Origin of the sequence: Vibrio sp. ED002, assembly GCF_023277445.1 — a bacterium.
GTDB lineage: Bacteria > Pseudomonadota > Gammaproteobacteria > Enterobacterales > Vibrionaceae > Vibrio > Vibrio jasicida.
In genome coordinates, this window is the sequence record NZ_CP080238.1 from 748649 (window position 1) to 774929 (window position 26281).

16 protein-coding genes are annotated in these 26281 nt (G+C 42.7%); all 16 read right to left on the bottom strand.

Annotated elements, in window-relative coordinates:
• Nucleotides 1-6 precede the first annotated feature (6 nt).
• The 16 genes from ITG12_RS03630 to ITG12_RS03705 all read right to left on the bottom strand — a co-directional run bounded on the left by ITG12_RS03630 (nt 7) and on the right by ITG12_RS03705 (nt 26279).
• On the bottom strand, nt 7-3327 hold the full coding sequence (locus tag ITG12_RS03630; RefSeq protein WP_248873618.1) for an STY4851/ECs_5259 family protein: 3321 nt from the start codon (nt 3325-3327) through the stop codon (nt 7-9).
• Between the two features lie 246 nt (nt 3328-3573).
• Nucleotides 3574-4878, bottom strand: a complete 1305-nt coding sequence (locus ITG12_RS03635) for an McrC family protein (RefSeq protein ID WP_248873620.1) — start codon at nt 4876-4878, stop codon at nt 3574-3576.
• Between the two features lie 5 nt (nt 4879-4883).
• Nucleotides 4884-7121 carry an AAA family ATPase gene (locus ITG12_RS03640; protein WP_248873622.1) on the bottom strand — a complete coding sequence of 746 codons (2238 nt, stop codon included), beginning with the start codon at nt 7119-7121 and terminating at the stop codon, nt 4884-4886.
• Between the two features lie 70 nt (nt 7122-7191).
• Nucleotides 7192-8601, bottom strand: a complete 1410-nt coding sequence (locus ITG12_RS03645) for a tetratricopeptide repeat protein (RefSeq protein ID WP_248873624.1) — start codon at nt 8599-8601, stop codon at nt 7192-7194.
• Nucleotides 8601-11399 carry an AAA family ATPase gene (locus ITG12_RS03650; protein ID WP_248873625.1) on the bottom strand — a complete coding sequence of 933 codons (2799 nt, stop codon included), beginning with the start codon at nt 11397-11399 and terminating at the stop codon, nt 8601-8603. Before ITG12_RS03650 ends, ITG12_RS03645 begins: the two co-directional genes overlap by 1 nt.
• 202 nt (nt 11400-11601) lie before the next feature.
• Nucleotides 11602-11820, bottom strand: coding sequence for a hypothetical protein (locus ITG12_RS03655; RefSeq protein ID WP_248873627.1), 219 nt, complete (start codon nt 11818-11820; stop codon nt 11602-11604).
• Between the two features lie 75 nt (nt 11821-11895).
• Entirely contained in the window at nt 11896-13266 is a 1371-nt protein-coding gene (locus ITG12_RS03660; RefSeq protein ID WP_248873628.1) for a restriction endonuclease subunit S, read from the bottom strand.
• Nucleotides 13266-14852 (bottom strand): N-6 DNA methylase, encoded by a 1587-nt coding sequence (locus ITG12_RS03665; protein ID WP_248873630.1) that lies wholly within the window; start codon nt 14850-14852, stop codon nt 13266-13268. The genes ITG12_RS03660 and ITG12_RS03665 overlap by 1 nt, the downstream gene beginning before the upstream one ends.
• Before the next feature lie 250 nt (nt 14853-15102).
• Entirely contained in the window at nt 15103-18666 is a 3564-nt protein-coding gene (gene hsdR, locus ITG12_RS03670; protein WP_248873632.1) for a type I restriction-modification system endonuclease, read from the bottom strand.
• A gap of 191 nt (nt 18667-18857) precedes the next feature.
• Nucleotides 18858-19232: a hypothetical protein gene (locus tag ITG12_RS03675; protein WP_248873634.1), complete on the bottom strand. Its 375-nt coding sequence runs from the start codon at nt 19230-19232 to the stop codon at nt 18858-18860.
• Nucleotides 19233-19349: 117 nt separating this feature from the next.
• Nucleotides 19350-21383, bottom strand: coding sequence for an EH signature domain-containing protein (locus ITG12_RS03680; protein ID WP_248873636.1), 2034 nt, complete (start codon nt 21381-21383; stop codon nt 19350-19352).
• Nucleotides 21376-22032, bottom strand: coding sequence for an OmpA family protein (locus ITG12_RS03685; protein WP_248873638.1), 657 nt, complete (start codon nt 22030-22032; stop codon nt 21376-21378). The genes ITG12_RS03680 and ITG12_RS03685 overlap by 8 nt, the downstream gene beginning before the upstream one ends.
• A complete protein-coding gene (locus ITG12_RS03690; protein ID WP_349292931.1) occupies nt 22032-23903 on the bottom strand; it encodes a chemotaxis protein in 1872 nt (623 codons plus the stop codon). The genes ITG12_RS03685 and ITG12_RS03690 overlap by 1 nt, the downstream gene beginning before the upstream one ends.
• A gap of 217 nt (nt 23904-24120) precedes the next feature.
• On the bottom strand, nt 24121-24459 hold the full coding sequence (locus ITG12_RS03695) for a hypothetical protein (RefSeq protein ID WP_038874834.1): 339 nt from the start codon (nt 24457-24459) through the stop codon (nt 24121-24123).
• Nucleotides 24460-24481: 22 nt separating this feature from the next.
• Nucleotides 24482-25567, bottom strand: coding sequence for an HNH endonuclease (locus ITG12_RS03700; RefSeq protein ID WP_248873641.1), 1086 nt, complete (start codon nt 25565-25567; stop codon nt 24482-24484).
• A 1-nt stretch (nt 25568) separates the two neighbouring features.
• On the bottom strand, nt 25569-26279 hold the full coding sequence (locus ITG12_RS03705) for an OmpA family protein (RefSeq protein WP_009705966.1): 711 nt from the start codon (nt 26277-26279) through the stop codon (nt 25569-25571).
• Between the last annotated feature and the right edge of the window lie 2 nt (nt 26280-26281).

The window sequence follows — 26281 nt, forward strand, 5'->3', positions numbered from 1 at the left end:
ATGCTCCTAAGAAGCGTTGCATGTTAGGTAGTTAACTACGTAGCAAAATAAAGGGCCAAACCATTGATGGTCAAAGTTCTTTAACTGGCGAAAATCGAATAGAGTTTTGTGCTCAAAGCGTGAAATAATTTCTTGTGGTACTCGACCACATGCGACGCCAGCTGCAAAGATTGGCGCATACACAACACCAGTTTGATACCCTGCATTTACGGTTAAATCGAATGGCATGAGGCCGAGTGAGGTACACATTTGACGCAAATCGTCCCCTGCATCATTTGGCCAATGATCATTATCACTATGCAGGCGCAGTAAATCTTGGTACCACTGCCCTTGAATCATTGGTTGCATAACCTGAGGGGGGAATGGCTGAGTTAGCTTTTCGTCTTTAATGTATTGTGCTAAGGCTGACAGTGAAGAAATTTCCTGAGTCAACTTGTCTATCATTTTGCTCAACAGATCTGCTTGCATTTCACCAGTTATGCCGAGCTTTTCCAAAGCATCACCAAATAATTGCTTCGCGTCCAACCAACATTGAATTGGAACAAACTCCCATACTACTGGCAGTTGAGTCTCAAGTTTTGCAATAAGCTGTGCGTCCATATCAAACTTAAACAAAGCGACGGCAAGCGCTTTAGGGTTTCGCACTAAGTGACGCCACACTTCAAAAGTCGACATTGGTAAATATTGAAATTGCTTCCACGTGCTTTGCAAATATGTCCAACCGCTATGATTCCAATCATCGGCCATTTGCGAAATGACTTTTGCAATACTGGTCACTTCATCACGAGGATTAAATGCTCGGGCGGCTTTTTGCAATGTATTGATATCTAAAACATCACTATCATTTTTATCGCTAGGGATAAAGCGAGCTCGAAATGCAACTTCGGAGTTTTCAGCCGGTAAGACTAACCATGGACCACCGTCATTGAGGAAGCTCGGGAGTTCATACTCTCCCGTATCGACACCTTCGCTAACACGACTAACTAGCGGGTGTGGTGCTTGTTCAGGCTTGGTGAGATCCGTTAGGATCGCCTTAACCCCTGATGCGTCTCTGAGCGTACGGCTATTTAAGCTCACTAAGTTGTTGTCTGTATCATAGCTAACCGTCGTTGAGTAGTAACTGATGACGAAGCGCTCCGTACGCCCACTGCCTTTGATTGAGAGTTCAACTTCACTGTCTAAGTTTTCGCTCAACGATAATAGTTCAAGAACATAATCTCGAAGACCATATAGGCTCACCTCCACAGGTTTGTCAATAACACGGTAATCCCAATTGAAGCTTGCAGCTCGGCGTCCTGAACTGTACTTAGATAAATTCAGCAATGTAATTTCGTAACGTGTTGGTCTTCCATGCTGAGTGAAAAGGTTGATACGACTCCCGACTAAATCTTCGAGCGACAAACGACGTTGTAAAGGCTGTCCGTTTCCATTGAACGCAGTTACACCAGTGGATGGGTATGGCACAATCAAAGTAATTGGATCAGACAGCAACGAAGCCTGAATATTCAAGGTGAAAGTTGCAGGTGGCATCCCACTCGTATTCAGAGAAATTTCTGTGACACCTTGTTTAGGTTTTGTAATTGAAGTACGAAGATCCTTATCGATAACATGAGCAACCAATGGTGACTGACTAGATACCAATACTCGACCTTCAGTAGGCGTAGCTCCTGGAAGTAGATCCAGCTTAAAGTCTTGTGGAAGAATACCGATCCGCTTTCTTAGCAATACTTCATTATCACGGTTTTTGACCGACAGAAGTTGGCGACCGTGTACCTCTGATGGAGCAAGCCGATGGGCAACATCACCATTCAAATAAGTACTCAAGCCGAGGCTAATATCTCCAGTGTCTTGCGTTGCAATTTTCGGCACACCTTTAAAAACTAGGGATGGGATAGACTTCCAAGGGACAAGATCCCCCTTAAGAGTAAAGATCTCATCGGCATAGTGCTCAGCCCCCGTAGTAATAACAAACCTATCTCCATTTTCAAACGACAGTGAAACTTTTCCTTCAAGGCTATAAGTATCTAAATTTCCGAAAGAAAATGAAGGAGTGGATTCATAGTGACCATGTTGTATCTCGAACAACGTTTTATTAGGTACCAATACGAGTACTTTATTCACCTTAGTGCGAACTGTCGCCTGTCCTGCCACCAAAAACCGACCATCGTTTTCCACTAGAGTAAGTGGTGCATCCTCACAATCCACTGTACTGGCAGTCAGCCTTTCTTGAGTTAGTTGTCTACCAGATTGCAATGCGACTATATACAGTTCGCTGTCTGTCGAATCACGCACTACTGATGCTAAACTTTGACGAATTCGAACAACTGTTTTGTCATTATCAAACTGAGCAAAGCAGGTACCAAGGGATGCTAAGTGGCGCTCACCTTCAAAGATAGCCAATTCAATTCGACTACTGCTCAATTGAACTGGGTTTATATTAAATGTGATGCTCAGCGGTAATAAAACATCACTAATCACACTTTGGTTAGCGAAGTCGATATAGTGTTTACAACGTAAGTCGCGGCGTTTCTTTGCTACCTTACGTACTTCTTCCGTTGCGCGTGAAAGCAACTGACTTAAGAACAAAGTACCAGTAGCACTGTCTAGTGGTAAAGGAAACACTTCACGCCACTGAGGGTAATTTTGCTCGAGGTAGGCAACTGGGTCTGCTTGTTCATCTAGATTGTAGGTGTGTACAAAACTGTCTAGCTTTTCTACCATGTTTCGAATCAGTTCTATTGACTCTTCACCTTGCAGCGACTCAGGAAGGTACACAACCTTACTGCTAATATATGCATTGACCGCACTCTCACCAAATTCTCTTACAACTTGGTACTTGTCAAACACCGAGTTAAAGGTCCATTGATAATGATTGTCATTCTGCGATAGCAAGTTAGAAGGCAACCCCCCTTCTCTAAATAAAGAGCCTAAATAATCATTCCGATTAGATTGGCTGTAACGCGACAACGTTTTCCCCCAATAATCCTCAAGCCCCATAGGGATCGCTTCACTAATGTCGCCAGGCGATAGGCGAAACTTCAGACGCTCGAAGATAGGTTCCCAACTCCAATTCTGGGTATACTCTCGCCTAAACCACTCTGCACAATAAAGAGTGAATGCGCCGCACCACTCCTTAGTAAAACGTAACGTGTGTTGAAAATCTCGGCTTTTCGATAGCACAGCCTCTAACTCGCGATATTCCAGTTGAGTCATGTGTAGCTGATAAAGTGGTTGATTAGAATGAATCTTATCACTCCGAGTCAGACAAAATTGTTTCAGCCAGTCAGAGACCGACTGTGTTGGGATATTAGAGGTAGTAGGTATCACAATATTGACCGCTTATTAAATGATTGACTGTTGATGAAAATACCAACAGATTAATGAATGATTAGGTAACTCGGTTAACTGTTAAACGTTATTTATAATTCACTTATTACTTTAAGAGGCTTTACTCATAAACAGGTATATTTTCCAAAAAACCGCAGTATTTATGATTCGTACTTAGAGATAAGACTCTATTAAAACTCTGGTAATTATTATTACCATTATGCGCCAGTTGTGATTTTTATAAGCTTATGGCGTTGACACAGTATTTGGAAATCCGCGGGGCCACATGAGTCTACTTCCCCCCTTCAAGTCAGTGACAAACGGGACAACCCAAAGCCGCAATGATTCGCTGAAATCAAAACTATATTTTATCGCTTTTTTAAAGCCGCTATGTGCGGGGTAGATCAATAAAAGATCCCCCATACCATTTAGGTATTTATGTCCATAAGCAAACATTTGATAGAGATCAGATTGAGAAAGCCCATAATTATGTTCTTCGAGGTCGAGCAGCTTCCATTTTGTATCGAGAATCAGCTTCGAATTATCCGGTAGTGTTAACAATAGATCCGGTTTGAGCTGAAACTGGCTTTGCTCATTATGACTTACAAGATATTTCGAAGAAGCTTGTGTGGTCAGAACCACATCATCAGGGAGTTGCCTCTTTAACACTGAAGCAACATAGCTCTCAAAAACCGCCTCCATCGGAAACAGTAAAGAAAGAGCACTACTTTTGCCCTTCATGCTTAGCGGAGAGAAGCCGTCGAGTATCAGTTTCGCCCACTCAATAGGTCGATGATAATCACTCATTCCCCTGTCCAACTTAAGGGCGTTGATATCTTGTTTAACCGACTTGCAGTTAGGGACTTCAGCAAAAGCAAACTGCAGCTCACGCAGTAACTTTTGGTTGGTCGCTAACCTTGTGTAATTACCTAACTTCAATAGAGCCATTTTGAGAATTCGATTGGCCGGACGGTTAATCAAATATTCATCGTATTCAACGTAAAACTTGTGTTTATTAACCAGGTTGTGCCTGATTTGCTGAGAAACTTGTAGCTTGCCTTTTTGGAAGTGAAGATTATCGTCTTGTGTGACATAGTCACTTTTCAACCCTCGCTTAACCAGCGTATTCACCGACTGAAGAAACTGGGCTATAAAGACCTCTAGAAGTGGCATTTTTTTGCTAGCCACACTCGCTTGGTTCGATGCCACATAGCGAAAAGCCCCTAAGTGCTGAAGCATCATCAGCAACATTTCACGCGATTCTGTTATCGCCTGTTCAGTGCTTTCCGATTTACGGCCTGTTTTGGGCAATACTTCAATATGTTCGCCTGTCGGTGTAAACATTACACCGACGTAGTTTTTAACTTGAAGCAACTCATGTCCAAAACGCTTAGTTAAACCTAAGCATTTACTGGTTTCAGATTCGCTCGCACTCAAGCAGACTTCTTTTAAATACTCGAAAGCACTTTTAGAGATAAGCTGGGCATTTAAGTTATCACACGCAGCTTGCACATGCGTTAGGTAGCCATATTCAAAAACCGTAGTATGCATTGAGATTACTCTTGGTTTGAATCAGATTGACTCTCAGAGGTTTTTACCATCGTTTGGTAAATACCTGTATAAGCCTCAACATCACTCCAAACGGCCGCATTATCCGCAGCGAGCGTGTATTTCACTACTGATTGTCCGTATTGGTCTAGGTGATGCCCCTTACCAAACAGATTTGTCAGAGCTTCAGGCTTTTGCTCTTTTTCTTCAACAAACTGCAAATGATCTAGCTTTTGATTATCAGCTAAAACCAAACGAATATTGCCCCAATCTTCAAAGAAGTACTCTTCAAGTAGCGGAATGATTTTGTTTTTGAATACTGAGACAAGCACTTTAAATGCCTTATCTTCTTCGCCAACATCAGCAAGCGCCTTAACTGGCAATAAGAACGCATGGCCAAGTGTGTGTTCACGGTCATAAAGAATTTCAATACGCTGGTTGAGCACACTTAGTAATTGCTCAAGATCGATGCCTTTTACTACTGCACCTTTCAATAACTCAGGTTTTGGCATCATTTCAACAAAATCAAAACGACGACGAAGCGCTGTATCCATCATCGCTAATGAGCGGTCAGCAGTGTTCATAGTTCCGATGATATGTAGATTGTCGGGTACAGAAAACGCCTTACCTGAGTTAGATAATACAAGCTCTAGAGCTTCCTGCTTACCTGCCCGCTTTGACGGTTCAATTAACGTAATGAGCTCACCAAATATCTTGGATATATTGCCTCGATTTATCTCATCAATAATCAGAACAAATCTTTGTGCACCTTGAGTAACTCCTTTATCTAACAAAATATTGTTCTTATTCAATAGAGTAAGTAACTCTGATACAGAAAAACGAGTCAACTCGCTGCAAGTTTTAATTGGTAAGCGAGTCTGACCATTTAGATCATAAACATTGAGTTTGAGGTTTCTTGCTAACCATTTAATCGGACGAACATGACAATAGTCCTCACGCATAAGAACACCATCTGGTCGAAACTCATAATCTCCGCTAACAACACCAATGGCTTCTATTGTTTTTTGACCACTAACACAAAAAACCACATCACCAATGGCCATTCCATTACAAAAATGCCTTATTGTTGCTTGATTTGGATGAGTTTCAGAGGCAAGTAAGTCATCGCTTTCCTGAGTCCGGTTGGCAGAGCTCATATTACCAACATGCCCCCAGCCAATCGCCCCTATATCATTCTCCAAGCAATACTTCTTAACTTCACTTTGACCGCTACTTTCAATAGATAGTTGCCAAATTCGTGCGTCTTCACTTAGTAATTTGGGTTTTTCAACTTTCTGAGCAGCAGCTTCATCACAGATAGACTTGAAAATACCATCTTTGATTACGTAGGATAGGTTACCGTCATTATCCGACTCAGCGCGGAGCCCTTCAACAAACTCTTCATAGCCATAGCTTTGATGGAAAGTGACAAAACGGATGCGCTTGTCGGCGACTAATTGGTCATATTTTTCTTTTAATTCACTACGATTTGCCCAGCCAAAAGTCGGTTCTGCTGCTACAACAGCTGCTTCGATAGTATGGTAGGTTTTACCTGTTCCAGGAGGGCCATAGAGTATTTGATTAAGCGGTGACATTAATGTGTTCCCTGCAGAAGTGTTAAGTGGCTCATTCGATGGTTGTTCTTCATTATCGAGAAGCTCAAGCTGAGACCAGCACATCCGTCCATACTCAGCAATATTGGCGTGTTGTTCTGTGTCGTAGTTATTCATCAAAGAGCGATAGAGCTCTGGATAACTTGCAGACTTAGGCAGCCCAGTTAACTCAGACAGCTTATCTTTCGCGAATATATTGACGATAGTAGGCACACTTTGTACTTGGTACATAAATGCGATTTTCCATTTATATACAGGAGCAAGTTTCGCATTATCAACCGTCGTTAGATCGCCAACTTGAACCGCATTTATGACTCGAATAATTTCACTTCGAACAGTTTCGAAAGCTTTTTGCTCGGTAGAACCAAGCTTTTCCCACCATGAGTATTCCGCCCCATGAGCCATCCCGGAGCGTTCCTTCGGTCCACTATTGCGTTTATAAATACCAAACTTGGGAGATGGGGAGCCTTTAATATTTGCTAAAGGCTGAGTCTTGGTTTCCAACCAATATGTAAACGTCGTTTTATCTTGAGTTGAAACGTATTCTTGTAGTGTCATTGTTTTAATACGCTCAAGTGGCCACTCGGCCAAAAACTTATCCCACAGTTGCTGCAGTGAATTAATTTGATTCATTGTTCATTCCACTAACCAAAAGATGTTTTACATCGAATTTACTTATTAGCGCCCTTGAAATAGAGCTTTTCTATACCCTTGTTAGCTTTATTGCCTTCCAGCTATAACGAGATTTAACCTTATCCCATGTCATCACGCGTAATGCCTTCACCTGACTTTGTTCTGGAATATCGCTGATAACAAAAGGTGGAATGAAAGTATCTTCTACAAACCCAAAACCTTTGGGCGCAATCCTTAGTTCCCCTTCTATGTATGACACATCGTCAATGCTAACGTCTTGGCAAGGCTCTGATGCCACCACTTCAACCTCACCCTCTTTTTGAGACAGTGAGAGTTCTACGTAACTGCCGACTTCAGGCTTAATTTTCGCCTTATGAGCCCCCATTCGTACAGAGTGTGAGGTCGATTTATTAACAAACACATGGAACCCTTTACCAGATTTGTGAATGTTCTCGACTAAACCTTTCACCTTAGTCACAGGGCCATGAAGGTAGTCAGTGGCATCACTACAAATAGAGTTTAGGTAGGTATTAAGCTGACTTTGGTCGACCGTATCGTCATACCAAGCACTTTGCGACAACTGAGCTAACTCTGGCTTAACCTTCCAACCATTAGATTGGTAAGTAACAAGCGCAGTTTTTACACACATAGAAGCTTCAGCTGTACGTTGATTCTCAACGAGTAGTGGCACTATCCCATTAAGTAATCGAAGACTGAATGTAACGTCATGGGCAGATACGATACCTTTCGCAAAAAACTTGATCGCTAGAGCTTTATCTTGTGAACGATAAGTCGCCGCGAGTGCCCCCCAAGCCCAAGACTCTTTAGTCTTTTTTCTGAGGATTGGTAGAATCAGTGCTCGAGCCTGTTCAAACTGCCCAGTAACAATCAAGCACTTTGCATAGTCATAATCTAACCACACTAGGTGCTTTGTATCAGCGACCGCAGATTTGGTGAGACTGATCAACTCAACTACTCGTTGTAAGTCGATTTGCCAATGTTTATGAGCACGCAACCATGCCGATACAATTTGCCTTGTAGACGATAACATTAGACTCGGGACTTCGCCCTTTTCAGCTTGAAAAGGTTGCTTTGATTCATGATCAAACAGTGCCCCCTGCAAACGTAACACGCAGTGAATCAGTGTAGGGAACCACTCAAGATTTTTACGAAACTGAACTAAGAGCATCTTATATTCAAGTCCACCTGTCGGTATGTCCAAGTTCATAATGGTTTGGAGTAAATTTTCTATTTGCTCGAATTCAAAATCTGTTGGTCTATGGTTTCCCGATGATGATGCACGATGTGTAATCCTCTCTTGCTGCTGCTTAAGAAATTCGTAACAAACCCAAAACAGAGCGCCTTTCAAATACGCATCTTGAGGATTACTCTCTAGCGCTTGAAAACCGACATTCCACGCTTCTTGAAGCTGTCCCGACTTTCTGAGGTTTGTGACAGTACGGAATGGCTGCTCTGACATTATGACTGACTCCAGATTTCTGTAACTGTACTTAATAGTGTTTTAGACCCACTTAGTTGAGGCATTGGCATCACTTTTTTAAACTGTTGTTTACCGTTGTAGTAGAAATCAACTACTGCACTTTCGTTGTTGATAGAAAACGTATAGCGTTGATTCCATGGCTTTTGATCAATGTCTGCAACCTTAATCCCATGTGGGGAAAAAACATCACGTACGCGTTGATAAAAATCAGACAAAAAATCTTCATCAAAGTGGAAATCACCTTTAGTAGCAACGGCTGAGCTATTTGCGACTGTGCTACCAATAATTTTGCCAAACCGAGAATTAAGGTCAGATTGAAGTTCACCCTGCCCCTTGAGTTGCATCGAAGAAATTTTATTTTTGCCGTTATAGTTGAAGTGAGCTTCTACAGTGCTATCCCCAAGCTGAAGAAGGTATCTCTCTTGGTATTGATAATGGCGTATATCAATAATTTCTACTTGCGTCCCCTCCAGACATGCTTTTACTTGCCCTAACAAACCAATTAATACTGCTTGCCCTTCTCCAATACCAAAACGATTTAACTCTTCACTATCGATAGCAACAGGTTGAATCACAGTATCAGGCTTCTGCTCACCAACACCGTTTCCAATAATCACTGGGCCGCCACCAATCTTAATCTTTGGCTGATTTACCACATACAAAGTTTGGGAGGTTCGAGTAATTGCCGTGTATAGCCAGCGAAAGTAATCTAAGCACAGTGGCGCATGATGAGATTTACAATTAACCAAAACATGCTCCCATTCGCTACCTTGGGCTTTATGACAAGTAATGGCGTAACCAAACTTAACCTTGAATGCGTTTAGGTATTCATCCGTTCTTCGAGCATGAATTAATTGCTCTTCATACCCTTTGCGAGTTAACTCTGGATGGCGGTTCAAGAAATCAACGTAAAGAGCTCTGGATTCATCAGCAGTTAACGATGGCTCATCGCTATACAATAGCTTTTCCATCACCTTCGCTCTAACAATCTGGGGGTTGTTGAATTGATTTCTAAACACTAGCTCAACATCGCGGAATGCCAGTTCAACTGAGACTTTTTCTGTTTTGCCATCCACTTTTTTATTAAAAGTGACTAGCCTCGACTCCACACCAGAAAGCACTTGTCTGATTAAGCCGAAGTCACCATTAGTCACATCGATATCATCTCGATAATGGTTGGCAACTGAGATAACTTTGTCTCCGGTGCACAACTCCAATTGCCCAGGAAAGAAATAATCACGACATTGTTTGTTGTAGCCTGCCACGATGCGATTTGAAGAGCCAACCAGCATCACCTCTTTCGTTTGAGCAACTGAACCATTACATAACTGCATAAATCGCTGAACAATTTGGTCTGCCTCGATGGATTCGACGTCTGGCTTTGCTAAGTCAAAATCTAACTGATTGAACACCTTCTTCTCGATGGCATTTCTCAGCATTGTCGCATTCCCTAAGACCCCACTTTCGGACTTCTGTCTCACTACCTCTCTAAGGGTCTCCTCAACGGTCTTTAGTTGATACTCATCGGATAAGTACTCATTCGACAATGCTGGGCTAAAATTCATTCCTACAGGGGGGAGCTGTGCGTGATCACCAATAAAGATAACCTTTCGGCGTACCTGTGCCTCTGCGCTGCCATTAGACTGCTGAGAAAAATCGATAAGATCTTTCAGCAAAAAACCTGAACCAAATTGCAAATTTTCAGTGCACGAATATATGTCTGCAACCATCGACGCTTCATCGACAATATAAACTGTCTCTTCACTGCTAAAGTTGGGCTTTAAAGACGCAACAGGCAAACGGTCGTCATGCTCATCTCTCAGGTAACAATCTCGAAAATCGTAGATTGCACTGTGTATGGTCGATGCACTATGCATCGTCTTTTCTGAAAGTACTTTCGCTGCCTTACCCGTAGGCGACAACAACACACAATGCCTGCCTAGGTTGGTTAAATAGTTTACTACCCCTTTGGTGATAAAGGTTTTACCTGTACCTGCATAACCGTGAAGAATAAAAACATCTGGCTCAGGTGAATTAATGAAGCTTTCAATTGAGTTAAGCGCCCTTTGCTGATCATGAGTAAGAGTGATCCCAGAAAACTCATCATGAATAGAGACTCTTGCCCGCGTTTGATCCATCTTTAGGTCAAAACTGCTGACCGCTTCTTGACCTGCTCTCTGAAACTCTCGGATCGACGCTTCAGAGATTTCGCTTGATAACTGTCCGGTACGACGCTGCGTTAGCTCTTCTTTTAACTGTGCAAGCTCGTCTTCAGTTTGCTTAAGAATGGCCGCTCTCTCATTAAATTTGCTTTGCAGTTTGGAGTTATCTAAGCGTAAGCTCTCTAAAACCTCATCACGACAGATAGGAGCTACAAAAGCCGGAACAAAGACATAGCTACCTTGCATCGTTTGGATAAACCAACGTCCAATCAAATAGCACTCTTCTAGAAGCCACAGAACATCAGAGGCCGTCAGTTCGAGTTCATTATGAACCGCCTTGTTACCTTGTTTCCTCACTGCATGCAGTTTACTTAAGATTTCTTGAGGGACTGCTTTCTTAAAACTTTCACTTTGCAAACGTTGAAGAAGGGATTGATTCGGTTCCACTTCAAGCTGGAGGTGGTGAAATATGTGTTCTACCAACAACTCTGAAAATGCTCTCAGCTTAAAGGCTGCTGTTTGCGGGTCACGATAAATGTTGTTTTCAGCTTGCTCGCCCAGTTTTTGTGCTTTTGGGTAACCTGAGCTTAGAAAAGAAAAATTCGAAGATTTCACTCACGAACTCCATTGAAGATAACTTAATCAATATGTTTGAAGCAGTAACTCGAGCGGTCAAGCTACTAGTGTTTCTAGCAACATTTAGATTGCACCGAAATGCACATCGCTATTATAAACACAAACAGTATGACATTCCAATTATGGATAGATAGAATTCTTGACCAAGAACAAATCAGATTCAGTTTTATAGAAATCAGCTCTACTTATGACCTAGAGAACTGTGCTCTTGTTGTTCGATCTCACTTTTCAGTTTCTCGATTTCTTTGTTTCCTTTATGTCGGATGTAGAAAGTAGAGAAAATATGGCATAGCGCTTTGGTTAAATTGCAGACGATAGAGAATAAACTAGACACAATTAAGAAAAGACTTTTTACAATCTCAACGATTGACTTAGACAACGCAGATATTGCTTTAAACATTTAAAAATCTCATATGACAGGCACTAAAAAGGGGCTCTCGCCCCTTTATTAAAACAACAAAGTAAAGCTTAGAACTTACGCGCTTTTCGCGGCTCTTTTCCTAGCCGCTTCGGCTTTTTTGGCTGCTTTGGCTAGGGCTTCGGCCTCTTTGCGAGCCTCGGCAATGCGCTCTAGCAGTTTATCAGCGGGTTCATCGCTTGGGTCTTGCTCTACCAATTCACCGCGGAAGGCTTTAGCTAAGATGCTTTGGGTGAGGTTATCTACCCTCGCCTGCGCTCTTTTCACTTGCGCTTCGATGGTGTCTGCAAAAGTGAAGTACTGTTCGACTAGGCGAACAATTTCTTTTTGTTCACCTAATGGAGGCAGTGGTACTTTTGATTCTCTACATTGAGTTAAGGAAATATTAACTTGTCCAACAGAGCCTTTGGTTTCAGGCATAACATCACGAACCAATGCACCTTCACATAGAACAAAGTACAAATACTTGTTTATCAATAGCTCATCGTTGGCTCTGAAAAGAGTTATCGCTTGATTCAAGTTCCACTCTGGATATTGGTCCGTGAGTATTGCAACTTTCCCCAGAGGTGGACCGACAATGTTCATCAACACATCACCTGGATAGGCAATAGATCTTTTTAGTTTATCTTGATGTGTATCAGTCGTAACAAACTGAGGCTTATAGTCGAAATCAATCTTTTGATTAACTATATTGTACACCTTCAAAAATGGAACCGTTCCATCTTGATTGAACGGATCGTTTCTTGGAGTAGAGCCACTTTGTACTTTAGTACAAACCTCGTTAGCCGCCTTAATCTGCCAACTTTGAGGTAAATTGCTACCTTCACCTAGAATTCGCTTCTCTTCCCCTCGCCACTCTTCCGTCAACTTCCCCGACACCGCAGAAGCGAGTACCGATTGGCGGAAGCGTTTTAGCAAATCTGGGATGCCATCTAGGCGGGCTTTGATGGTGTCAACCTGTGCCAATACCTCATCGAGTTTTTTAACGATGCGTTTTTGTTCGGCTAGTGGGGCAAGTGGATACGGAATACTTTCTAGGTTCTTTTTAGTAAGCTTGGGTTGAGCAGAGCCTGTGACCCACGACTCTAAAGACAAAGAATTGAAATATTTTTCCAGATACAAGTTTGGACTATCAGCAAGACATCTCAAAGTGTGTGCATGATTGTTTACCCAGTATTTCCCGTTAGCAATAAATGCTAAAGGTTTAGACTTAGACAAAAGGTTTGCCCCATCTTCACCAATAAGAACATATTCGCCTTCATGGGTATAACTATTTAAGTGGTCTATTATCCCAGTTGCACCATAGTAGGGAAAATCACCTTGGCAGCTCGCACGCTCTTTCAATGAGATAGGTTTACGCAAACCATTTTCAATTAAACAAGCTTCACCAATTGTGCTTTCTATCCACCCCTTCGGCAATTCACTCATTACTCTGCCTCCGGCTTTTCTGCTAAGCCAAACGCTTCCTCAAGTAGCTGCTTTTGTCCTGCAGCTTCGTCATTCGCGCCAAGTGCTTGCATCAGTTGGTAAATTTCAGACATGGCTTCTGTTAGCTCAGCCATCGCTTCACCTGCCAGTACTTCTGGCTCTGGCAGGTTTTCTGCGCTGGTGGCTTCTAGGTCTTTTAGCCAAGAGATATCTAGGCTATCGCCTTTCTGATCACGAATGTATTCACGGCTAAATTTGCGGAAACGAGCGTTTTCGGTGATGTGTTCAACACTGTCCTGACCTTCAGTAAAGATGTTGCCCAAAGTCTCGTAAACCCCCTCTTCACGAGGTGATTGGCCGTTTTTGTCTGCACCGTAAGCATTGATAAAGGCTTCAAAGTGCTTCTCAGTCAGTGGGCGACGCTTACCAAAGGTATTCATATTGGTACGCATATCGAATACCCACGTCTCTTTAGTACAGCCTTTGTCTTGGTTCTTGTTCTCTGGAGTGCCTTTTTGGAAGAAGAGTACGTTGGTCTTTACGCCTTGAGCGTAGAAGATACCCGTCGGCAAACGCAAAATGGTGTGCAGGTTACACTTGTCCATCAGGTCACGGCGAATATCGGTACCTTTACCGCCTTCGAATAACACGTTATCTGGGATTACCACTGCTGCACGGCCGCCTGGCTCTAGCGCATCATAGATATGCTGCATAAAACAGAGCTGTTTGTTACCCGTTGGGTGAACAAAGGTGCGAGTGATGTTAGTGCTTGCTGCGCTACCAAACGGAGGGTTGGTTAAAATCACATTTGCTTGTGGAAGCGTTTCACCTGCACTGCCCAACGTGTTGCCAAGGCGGATTGCGCCCTCTTCTGCATCACCTTCGATATCATGCAATAGGCAGTTCATCAGTGCTAGACGGCGAGTTTCTGGTACTAGCTCCAAACCAACAAAGGCTTTGGTCATTTGGAACTCTTGATCATCATCGTCTAGATCATCTAAATCGTTGGTTTGTGATTTGATGTATTTATCGGCCTCGATTAAGAAGCCAGCTGTACCTGCTGCTGGATCTTGAATCACTTCACGTGGCTGAGGCTGCATTACTTTAATGATGGTGCTGATAAGTGAACGCGGTGTAAAGTACTGACCCGCACCCGATTTCGTCTCATTCGCATTTTTTTGCAATAGACCTTCGTACATATCACCAAAGTCATCACGCGATTTACCAGTGTCACCGTCAAACCACTCTAGTTTGTCCATGTTGTCCACCAACTCGGTCAATTGAGCAGGTTGAGTAATGGTGGTGTTTACGTTTTGGAAGATAGCACGAACAATGGCATGGTCGTCAGCACCAAGCTGAACCAGCATGTTACGGTAGAACTGGTGCTGCTCTTGACCTAGTTTGGCTTTTAGATCTGCCCAACGGTAGCCCTCTGGCAGCAAATCATCCTCTTGGCCCGTTTCTTCACACATTTTAAGAAACAGTAGCGACGCCAATTCATTTACGTAGTTTTGGTAAGACACACCACCATCACGTAGGTTGTCACACAGTTTCCACAGTTTGGCGACCAGATCATTATTGTTCATGCTTGTTCTCTTGTTTGTTCTGACTCGTGCCAGATAGATAATTCGTTTAAGACAAGTGCCTGCCAGAGATTCCAGATAGCTCGTTCCTCACTTCTGGAATGACGATACGGCGGCCTAAATTGTCAAAGGCACCGACTAAAGATTCCAGACAGTTCGTTCCTTACTTTTGGAATGACGATGCGATATGCACTTGTTAATTCGCACACTTCTTACTGAGTATGCATTTTACATTTGGTTCGATTGTACTGAGTTAAGCGGGCTCGTCCCACATAAACTCGTTGAATTGGGTGAGTATGCTGTCTAATTCATCATTAAAGACGTTCATAAGCTTACGTTTGCCACCCTTGCGTTTATAGTTACCCGTTTTAAAGGTGTCATCGTCGAGTACCACTTTGTCTTTAATGGATGACGCTAGGCGGTCGAGCCAGTTAAGCTGCTCGTCACTCCACTCTTTTTGAGCCTTGATTTTATCTAACGCTTGATTCACTCGATCTTCGAACGGCAGCAATGCATCACCAATCGCCGCTTGTCGAATGTGACCAATTAAGCGCGCTGCCACATCTTGGTTTTTAGTCTCTTTCCACGCTTTTTTCAGCGTTGGTTCATTGAAGTTTTGAGCATCGAACCACTCTTGCAGCTCTAGCAGACCTTTACGAGTTAAGTCCCTTGGTCGATTAATGATCACATCTAATGCTTCTTGTTGGTTGGATGATTTGTCCACCAGCGCATCAAAGGCTTCTAAGAAATCTTGGGCAGTTTTATGCTCGCCATACACGGTTTCTACTCGTAACAGCGAATCATCCACATCGGTAAAGATTGGCATATCACGCAAATCGTTGATCTCTTGCTTTAGCTGCTCTAAGCGGCCGACCATATTGGTCACCTTGTTGAACACTTCTGCCGACCATTTGGGACCTTTTTGTTTGAGTGTTTTCGCAAGGCTCGCAAAGTTACAGCTTGCTGAGTCTTGGCAAATCTCATCAAAACGTTTGATTTGGTTATCTATCTCGCGTGATTTAAGACGGCTAAACTCCGCGTGGCTTGAGATGCGTTGCAGCTTGGCAACCAGTTGTTCGTGACTATGCTCGGCGAAGCTGCGACCATCCGCCTCAATGACCTTATAGGTTTCAGAATCCGTAATTTCGTTAACCAAGGTTTGCAGCTCTACCTTTGGACGAACCACGACTGGGCGCATGGTATCGACACTTTGCAATGTGGAATACAGGTCAACCGCATCGAAAATTTTGAATGATGTTTTACCTACTGCCGGGCATAAGCGCGTCGCACGGCCTTTCATTTGCTCATACAAGATACGGCTACGCACTTTGCGCATAAACACTAAATTACAGATACTTGGTATATCGATACCCGTTGTAAGTAGGTCTACCGTTACCACGATGTTCGGTAAGCGCTCTTTGTTAAAGCGTGTGATCATCGACTGGACTTTGGTGGAATCTTTGTCTGAATCACCGGTAATTTTGATGATCGCGTCGTGTTCAAGTTCAGGGTACTTAGCCTTAAACGCGGTTCTCAACTCTTCGACCACAGAATCAGCATGCGTGTTGTTCACGCAAAAGACTAAGGTCTTTTGTGGACTGGTTGGGTCAATATGATTGACCAACTCTTCACACACTACTTTATTGAAGTTTGAAGCGATGAGCGCACGGTTGAAATCCGCGACTTCAAAGCCTTGTTCGTCATCTAAGGTGTCGTTGATTAGCTCACCTTGATTAGAGAGTCGCTGAACTTCGGTACCTTGAGAGAGATACAACCCAGATTCACTGAGTTTGGTGATGATGCGGATTGGTGGCTCTTGATCGGTTAAGTACCCATCGATTACGGCTTTTCGGTAGCTATAGCGGTAAACGGGTTTCTTCTTCTCTCCACCAAAAATATCAATAGTGTGCAACGCAGGTGTCGCGGTTAACGCGATTTTTACTGCATCGAAGTGATCGATGATACGGCGATAGGAAGAGATAAAGTCTTGTTCGCTTCTGAACTTCTCTTCCCCTTCTGTTTGCTCTTTATCAAGAATGTAACCACGGTGAGCTTCATCAACAATTATGCAGTCGTAACGCCCTACTGGCATTACCTCATCACTTTGTAGCGTACGCTTAACGAGAGACTGCACAGTGGCAACGTGGATCTTGGTGCTGTCTTCTGGGAAGCGGTCCGTTAACCCTTTCACATTGAAGATCGAGTTAAAGGTATCCCCTTTGATATTAGTGTCTTCAAACGAATCTAGCGCCTGCTTACCAAGAGAGGTGCGATCGACCAAGAATAGAACACGCTTAAAACGTTGAGACTGAATAAGGCGATACATCAAGGCAATCGCAGTACGTGTTTTACCCGTACCTGTCGCCATGGCTAACAAGATATCTTGCTGACCATTAACAATGGCTCGCTCGGTCGCTTGCACCGCTTCTTCTTGGTAGTAACGCAAACCGAGGTCGCTCATGTCTGCATTTCGGCTAAACCAGTTATTGGTTAGCTGGTCGTCACTTTCTAGCTTGGCAACTAGCTCTTCAGGTCGGTGCCATTCAGGCAATGCCTTGGGCATATTTGTGGCATGACGGACATCGCGATACCAGATACCACTTTTGGTCTTCGCCGCCGCTTTATAGCCACGACCATTGGCAGAAAAGCAGAATGGAATTTTAAATTCTTGCGTTTTAAGCGCAGAGGAGCCTTGAGAGTCCGCCCATGATGGCAAATAAGTAGGTAAAGCTTCAGCGACTTGATCAAGTTCATCTTGGCCGTTCGCGGCTTGCTGTAATTCTGAGCGCAGAAAGTCGTTATCAAAATACTTACTGTAACGGTAAGCCTCGGTCAGCTTCGCTGAAACATCTTTGTTGTTCTTCTTCGCTTCAATGACGCCCATCGGCTTTAGACCGACAAACAATACGTAATCGGCAAAACCTGTTTTACCTGTTTCATCTTTGCCTGTTGGCCACTCAGCGATCGCAATATTACGACCAACTTGTGGCCTTGTACCATTGGCAAAATTTAGCTTTTTGGTGTCTGCATCCCAGCCGGCCTTGCGCAGCTGGTTATCAATTAGATAACGAGTTTCGTCTTCGCTTAGGTTTAGAGGGCGTGACTTCGCCTCTTCGATGATTTGTTTCTTATAAGCTTTGCGTTCGACTTCTGTCTTCTTAGAAAGCTCGACTTCTTGCTCTTTAAGCTTGGCTTCTAGCGCACTAATGCGAGCTTGAGACTGCTCGTGTGTCTCTTCTTGCTTACTCTCTAAAACGGAGATGTAGCCGTTCAGCGCTGTCAGTTTCGCCTGTTGCGCTTCTAACTCGGCTTTCGACTGTTCTTTCGCTTGGCTTTCGCTTTGACGAGCTAATGCCAATTCATGTTTTAGCGACAGCACTTCTTGTTCAAACTGTTCACCGCTATCAGAGCTTGGTAAAACAAACTGAGGGACAGGAAAGTCGTATTTCTTAGTGACAAGTCGGTAATACCAAACCGCAATGCGAAACGCAAAGCGTAGGCACATTTCTGCATCTTGGAGATCATCATGGTATTCATGGACGGCTTGGTTACCAATTTTACGCAGCTTATGGAAGACGTTGAGAATGCTGTCATCCACGAAAGGAATTTTTCCGAGTTCACGTAGGAGCTCGTGCTGGTTTTCAGGAATTTCGATATCTAATAGCTTAGCTAAGTGCTTGGCTGTCGCTTCACCAAAGATACGCAGTTTAACTAACGTGGTGTTTGGATCATCTGGGTAGTTTTTTTCTGCTGCGCGAGCAATAGCGTACAAGAAATCGTTAACGCCTTTGAGGAATTCGAAGTTTGATTTTTGCATTAAATACCAACCGACTCGTCGTAGTTTTGCATGTAATTTTTATTGGATAAATCGTATCTTACAATAAAAACCTCATATAAAACGATGAAATACGCAGCACACGACCCATTAGTTTTTACAAGATGTGACCATTGCTCACATGGCTTCTTTTTTATTCGTGCAATTGCACAATTTGCGTTCAAGTCAGGGTGCTATAAACGTCCACAACGCCAAACATCCCTGACCTCACAAAACGGGTCAAATAAGAAGCTCAACAGCTCATTGAGTTCTCGTTCTGTTTTTATCTTGGCACGGATAGCCGCTTCACCACGCTTTAAACCTGGAGAAGCGTACGTGTTACTGTGCCGACCCTTTCCTTCTGAGTACATAACTTTCTCACAAGAAAGCTCGTCCAATGCGTCCATATTGTGAGGGAGCCAAACCAAGGCGTATTCGCCAGTGCTAGGCTGATCTATTTGCACAACAACACCAAAGCCTGAGGTAATGTCCCATGCCAATGCTTTTTTCGTTTCTCGCGTTGGCACGCCCAACTTTTCTGAAAGTGCTGTTATCGTTTTGTTCTTCACCGCTTTATCTCATTGAATTTGATCATTTGTGAATCCTACGACATGCGTAAGAAACTGTGAGTTTTGTAAGCTTGTGAAAGTAAAGGCTCAATCGTAATAAATGACAAAAAATGCCTACTAATTTGGTATTTTCAATTCATCTAGCAAAGCTTTAGCTTTAGGTAGCAATGGTTTAAGCATTTTATCCGCACTGGTGGTGTTACGACGCTCTAGCTCATTAAGTAAAATCATAATGTTCGCTGCGTTGATTACATTTTGAGTTCGGGTAAAGAAGTAATTTACCTTATCTAATACTCTTACATCGCTCCAATGCTGAAGTCTCTCTTCCTTTGCCATTGCAGCTTCTTGATTCGCAGGTATATGTGTCTCTACTGCTGACAACAGCCTCGCCGCTAAATCACTAGGGACAATGTTGAACCTTTTAGCTGTTTCAAGCGCCACTTCGTGTCCTTCAGAAGCCGCCTTAGCAATCCACTTCTCACCATATTGCCTTTTCTTGGGTGTTGATTCAGAACCAAGCATCAGTTTTTGACCTAATTGCCACATAGCTTCTGCATTGCCTTGGTTCGCTGCCTTCATAATATACAGCTCATGATCTTCATCATTCCCGAGCTGCTTCGCCACTTGAGCTTTGGATAAGTAAATATTACTTTTTTGACGTAAACCTGACTGCTCGCCATATTTAGATGTCTTAAATTCAGTTTCCCAAAAATGTTCCACCCAACGCTCTAGTTTCCTAGCCCTTTCATCCAGATAGCTTTGTTCAGGCTTTGGCAAACCACGAGTTTCACTGTAACTATTAACGGCAGGAGGTAAGCCTTTGAAATAAGGAATATCGGGATTTGGTAACAGCTTAAACTTGGTTCGCAAAAGTTTTTCACAGAAATACTGCCACGACGTCAAATGGTCATGAATATCGAGCTGCGACATTTCTCTTATGGCTTCAATGGTCAGGTCTGACGATTCAAACAGACGCTTAGCGTTCCACTCTGTATTTTTGAAAAAGCGAGTTTCGCTCAGATCTCCTCTCAAAAACTCAACTGCGATAATTTTGTCTAACTCGAAAATCAGCACTTCACATTGATAATGAGATTTATCAGACAACGCCTCAATTTGACCAGAAGGTGAATACCCTTGGCTCATCAGGTATTGAAGAGTTTGCGTAGGTAACAGTGCTCTTATTCGATTAAATCGAGCACTATAGTTAGACCAAAACATAGTTCGGCTATGAATCTGCCTCGCTTCATGCTCCTCAAACTCAAGGTTCTCTTTGCCATGATCTGACGTTAATAATCTAGATATACTCTTAAGTTCGTAATAGCTTGAAATGTTGAATTTCTTTTTGAGTATGCCTTTAGTTTGTTCAGACAAGGAGTACCAAAAAGAGTCATCACCTGTTGGTAAGCATTTTTCTTCGAGAATGTCTTCGACGTGCTTACCATAATCAAAGTCTTTGAAGTGGTTGATAGCGGTATCGCAAAAAGCCAACTTATCATTGGTCGTTTTTAGGCTACGAAAACATTCTTGCAGCCATAAGTCCGCTGCGCTAGTAAGCGGCCTCGGAGCGGCTTTAACTAGCTCAGATGATAAATGACGTTCATACGAGTTCGCTTTAGGAAGGCGTAGATACCTCACATAGCTCCTAGGTGTTCGATTGTTATCAAAGCAATATTGACTCATTGATTGATAGCTTTGACTTCTTATTGCTTGAAGCCAATCAATCTTTTTCCTTTCTAAGTCTTCAAGTTCAGACACACCCTGAACAATATCCATACTTTGGATCAAATCGGGGACAATAGACGTTGGCTTGCCGTCAAGTGCTAGCGCTACTTTAAAGAACGCAATGTCTCCCAATGCGACATTGGTACACATTGCATACCAAATAGCACGGCAAGCATCGTTAACCTCACTCGCTTCGAGATCATTCCATTGGCTATGGTTATCTACTGCATCTAGCCATTCCAAGATTGAAATTTGCTCGCTTTTTCCTTGGTCAACCAATTGGATGATCTGTTTTATCGTTTTGGGAGGGAAGCTCGGTAAGTTACCCTTTAGATCACCCATGTTGTAGAAATCATCAAATGACATTCTGTCGAGGCTATTTGCGCCAGGGACGACAGGCTGATTAAAAGTAAAACCTTTATTACTCAACTGATTTCACCTCAGAGAAATAACCTAAGAACTCATCGTCTTTAAACTGGAATCTGAATTTCACTTTACGGTCTGCTGGATCTGTCGCTTCTTGGTTGGCCTCTATTGGTCCACGACCTGAGATCATCGCTTTATCAAAAAAAGGAAGTTTATGTTCAAAATCCATACTGTTTATGTACTTCGCTACACTATTTGCTCTTAAGACGCTAAGCTCCATATTGCGATCAAATGAACCTTCTGAACTTGAATGCCCCTCAATCACAATGCGGCTTACTTCATCAGACGTTTGCTTAGATTGAAATATCACGTCGGAATAAATAGGGATAAACTGATCGAGAAACGCTTTGCCAGACGGCTTCAAGCGGTACTCATTTCTATCAAATAGAATTGAATCTAAAATTGAGATATCACCAGTTTCAGAGTTAGCTTGAACTTCAATACCCGCCCCCTCCAAAGCGTCATTAATGCCTTTAATGATAACAACTCGGGTGGTTTGGCTATTTTCATGAACTTCCGAGATCTGTACTAACGCACTAATCAATAACAATGCAAAGATCATCAAGAGTACGGACATCAAGTCGCCTATCGATAACCAAACCCCAGACTCTTCAGCGTCGGCTGTTCGCGGGCTTGTTCTTAATCCGCGCATTACGCTTCCGCCCTAGCAACAGCTCGCTCATCAGCCTCAAACTCTCGACGCTGTACTTGAGAGTTAATCAAATAACCTGCAGCTTGCGATAACTTGTTATGAATAGAACTTGCTGCTGTATCAAAATCACCAAAGAAGCTTTCAAAACTTTGGTTCGCTCTTGTGAAATATTCATCCATTGCTTTAGGTAGGTTTTCGGTAACATCATTAAACGTAGCTGCCGCTTTTGAGTACTCCAGTTTAAGCTGTCCAATCTCTCGACCCATGGTACGCGCTGCATCTTGGAGCTCTGCCATTTTCGAAGCTTCATTCAGGCCAATAGCTTTAGCGACTTGCTCAATCGTTTTCGCTGACTTTTGTAGTTCAGTGTGCTGAGCCGTTAGTTCTTGCAGCAAGTTGTGACGAGTCTGATACTCACTTTCAAAGACTTTACGAAAGTTTTCGACTACGCCATTTAAACCATCACGTTGCTTACCAAGACTCTCTTCTAATAACGTGTTTTGTTGGCTGAAGTAATTGGTTAAGTTTTGCTGATACTGTTCGCGGAACGCTTCTAACTCAGTTTGTACTGTTTGTGACATTGAGATAACTTTCTTATCAATATCACCAAGCCCTGAAATCAACTCATCTTTTGCAGATGACATCAGGCCACTCGCCTCTTCGCCTACCTTTTCCAATACTTTGGTTTGGTTATCAAAAATGTCTTGTGACTCTTTCAACAAAGAAGCAATTCGACTTTCAACATTGTTGAATAGTGCTTGCTCTGCATTTTGTCGTTCTGAGAGCGCTTTATCCATTGAGTCTTTAATGCCTTCGAAAGCAGAAGCAGCAGTTTCTGAGCTATGTTCAAAAGCAACACGCTGTTTATCCATTCCCTCTGTTGCACTATTTAGCATTTGCTGAACTTCGTTAGCAATTGCTCCCATGGCGCCTTGGGTGTCGTCTTTAAAGCTACTTAAAATATCTTTTAGCGACTCAGCAAAACCTTGGAGTTTAACCATGGTTTCTTGTTGGAATTTGTCGATGGTTTCTACTGTTTCAGCTGTGCGCGTCATTACTTGTTCAACGTTGCGGTTGAGTAGCTCGGATACTTCGTTGTTTTTCTCTACCGCGCTCGCCGTTTTCTCTAGTTCTGAAACGACAGGTTCGATTAGCTGAGTTTTCATCTCACCGATCATAAGCTCCATCAGTTCTTTCTGATTTTGCTCTTTTATATCTTTAAGAAGTGAAAGTTCATTTTTGATACCTTCTAAAGCTGGTGACATTTGTTTTTCGATTGACTCTGTCACTGCTGCTGAAATCGTATTCGCTATGATTTCACCATTAAATGATTGCCCTAAAGCAGACAATTGAGTAACAACTGAGTCCATGCTCCCACCCAGCTTCTCCATTACAAGCGCAGAGTTTAGTTGAGCATCAATCACTTCTTGTTGGTTTTCGTTGGAAATGTTTTTCAAATACATGATTGGGCTAGCTTCTAGATATTGACTAGCGATAGCAGCAATAAAATCACTCTGTTTTTTAGCAATCGTACTCGAAGACACTTTCATAACAGCCATGAACACAGCAGATAATGATAAGCCTACCAACGACGTGTAAAAGGCCGTTTTCATACCTTCCAGTAACAATGCAGCTGATGCCAAAAGGGCTTTCGATTCACCAGTCATGGAGAACTCACTCAGACCCAGAGTGATACCTAAAAATGTGCCTGTAATACCTAAGCTCGTAAGAAGTGCTGGTACTAATTTGTATCGACTAGCGTCAAAGCTTGGCAGCATCTGTGTTACTGGAGATTTAGATAACCACTTGCCTTGTTTAGACTCAACTAAAAGCGACTCACCTTCAACGTCATAGACTAAGTGATCTGTCACCCAAATTAATTCATCTTTACTCAATTGAGCTATTGGTAGCTGACCACCAATGAATCTGTCGCTAAGCGATGCTATGGAAGATAGTCTATTTTTCTCATCAGAGTTGGTCTTCCACTCTCTGTAAAGAAAAAAGATAAAGCACACTATAGTTGTACCGATGATCACTGCAGTCACGGGTTCGCTGAATAAATTCAAAATAAATTGAAACATGATAAGCCTATTGATTTAGTAAGTTTTGTAATTCTTGGGGAGTAAACAGCTCTTCAGCGATTCTTATCGGAAGGTGCTCAGCATCGGTGCGCAATGTGTCATTAATACGTATAGGGTTCCTGAGCCTGACGCTATACATGGCCTCACCATGGTCATCGCTGTCAGTTGCCACTTTTAAATAGGCGTATTCTGGGAACTCACGTAGCAAGGTTGCTTGCAACGATGACTTTGTATCGCGAAAAGATTTCGTAGCAACAAAATCGTTTCCAAATTCATCACGAGATAGTTTCCATGCATGATTGATGGTAATTATTCTTTCGAGGATCTCATCAAAACGTATTCTCAAGTTATCTCTCCTAATACCAATCCTACCAACGTAAATTCCCTGCTTGAGATCTGTAGTCTGCTAAAAACTCATTGGCTGTGAGCACGTGCCAACCTTCATTGCTTGCATCTTCAATATCATTCGCTGATATAGCAATGCCAAACTTGTGCTTAGGCCATGCTAGTTCAATTTTTGCCGCTAAGTCACCGAAAGAATCAGAGATATAGAACCCTACTTCTGGCAATGTTGTTCCAAAGTCTTTACAAGCATGCAAAACACCATGTAAGCCTGGGTCAGCAAAATCAAATAGGCTTTGCCAATTACCTAGATCTTCTAGTAATCCTTGCTCGTTTCGTAATTTGTTAATTAACTGCCTTTCTGAATGACTAACTGCCATATGCGAGTGCATAGGTTGTTTACTGTGACAATCTATACACAAAGCTTTAAGGTTTTTGGGACGGTTGTCAGACTTCACCCCACTTACATGGTGCACATGAAGAAGATGGCGATGTGAACGAAGATTTACATCACATTGCTCACAAGTGAAATCCTTATCAACACGATAATGTGAAGAAACTTTTGTCCAGTCTTCACTGTACCCAGTTTCCGCTGTCTCTGCCTGACGCGAAGGCATATGAGGGAAGAAAGAGCTGTATGTTGCGAAGAACTCTCCCATATCAAACTCGTTGACAACGGATTGAATGTTGGTCGTTGTATTACAGCCTTTATAGTTCAGCATTCGTAAGCAGTTCTGACAAACCTTTAAAGGCGCTTTACGTTCGCCATAAGCTGTAGCAATAGTAAATTCACCAGAGGTGTCATTAGTTACAACATAACGTTCGAACCTGCCATTAGCCCGCATTCCCTGGAGAGTACGGCAATCAGCTACATGGAAACGCGCAGTTGTACCATTATCTTTAATGTATAAAGAAACGTTACGCCCTTTATAGCTAAGTAGGCCAGAGTCAATATCAACATCTTTGAGCTCAACGTCTTTACCTTTAGCCAGCTCCAAGTCTAGCTTTTCAATACTGGTTTCGACAAACGCTAGATTAAACTCGCCTTTCTTTTTGGGCTCCATTAACTCAATGGCAGCATTTAAGTTTTTGAAGCTAATACTCAGTTTCAAGTTAAACCTCTTCCAAGATCTTACGAATTTGTTCTTCTGCGTTAGTTATAACGCGGAAAGATACACGTCGAGATTTCTGTTCATCTTCATTACCAAGCTCATCAAGCGTCAACTTTGATGAAGAGTAACCAACCGCAGCTACGTTCTGTTTAACCCAATGGTAATGTTCGTCAACAACAGGCTCCAAGCTCATGATGTAACCTAGTACCGCTCGCGTTCGTGATTGCGATAATCGCATATTGTTGAAATACGCCTCATAATCTGTCGAATCGTGATTCCATCGACTGGAAGTGTGACCTTCTATCTTGATCTCTTGAATGATTGGCTTATAGCTATCCAGAACCGAAAGATAACGAGGAATGAAATCATCCAAGATCAATTGGAAGTTTTCATTTAGATCAGCTCTACCATTTGCGAATAGTACATCAGGAGCTGTAAAGTTTACGCTCAATGTCTCTCGATCTATCTCAGCCCCCCACTTTATCAAATCTTTTTCGAATTCTTCGTAGAGGGCAACGTAAATTGCTTGTTGGGTTTGTTGATAAGTTTCAGCAACTTCTTTAATTTTGTCGCGCTCGACCATTGCATCTCGCATCAGAGCAACGGAGATGAAAAGGAATACCATCATCAAACCTGCCATTAAGTCTGATACCGACATCCAATGCTCACCGCTGTCGCTGTGCTTTTTCGAGCTTCCGAAAACCTTATCCATGA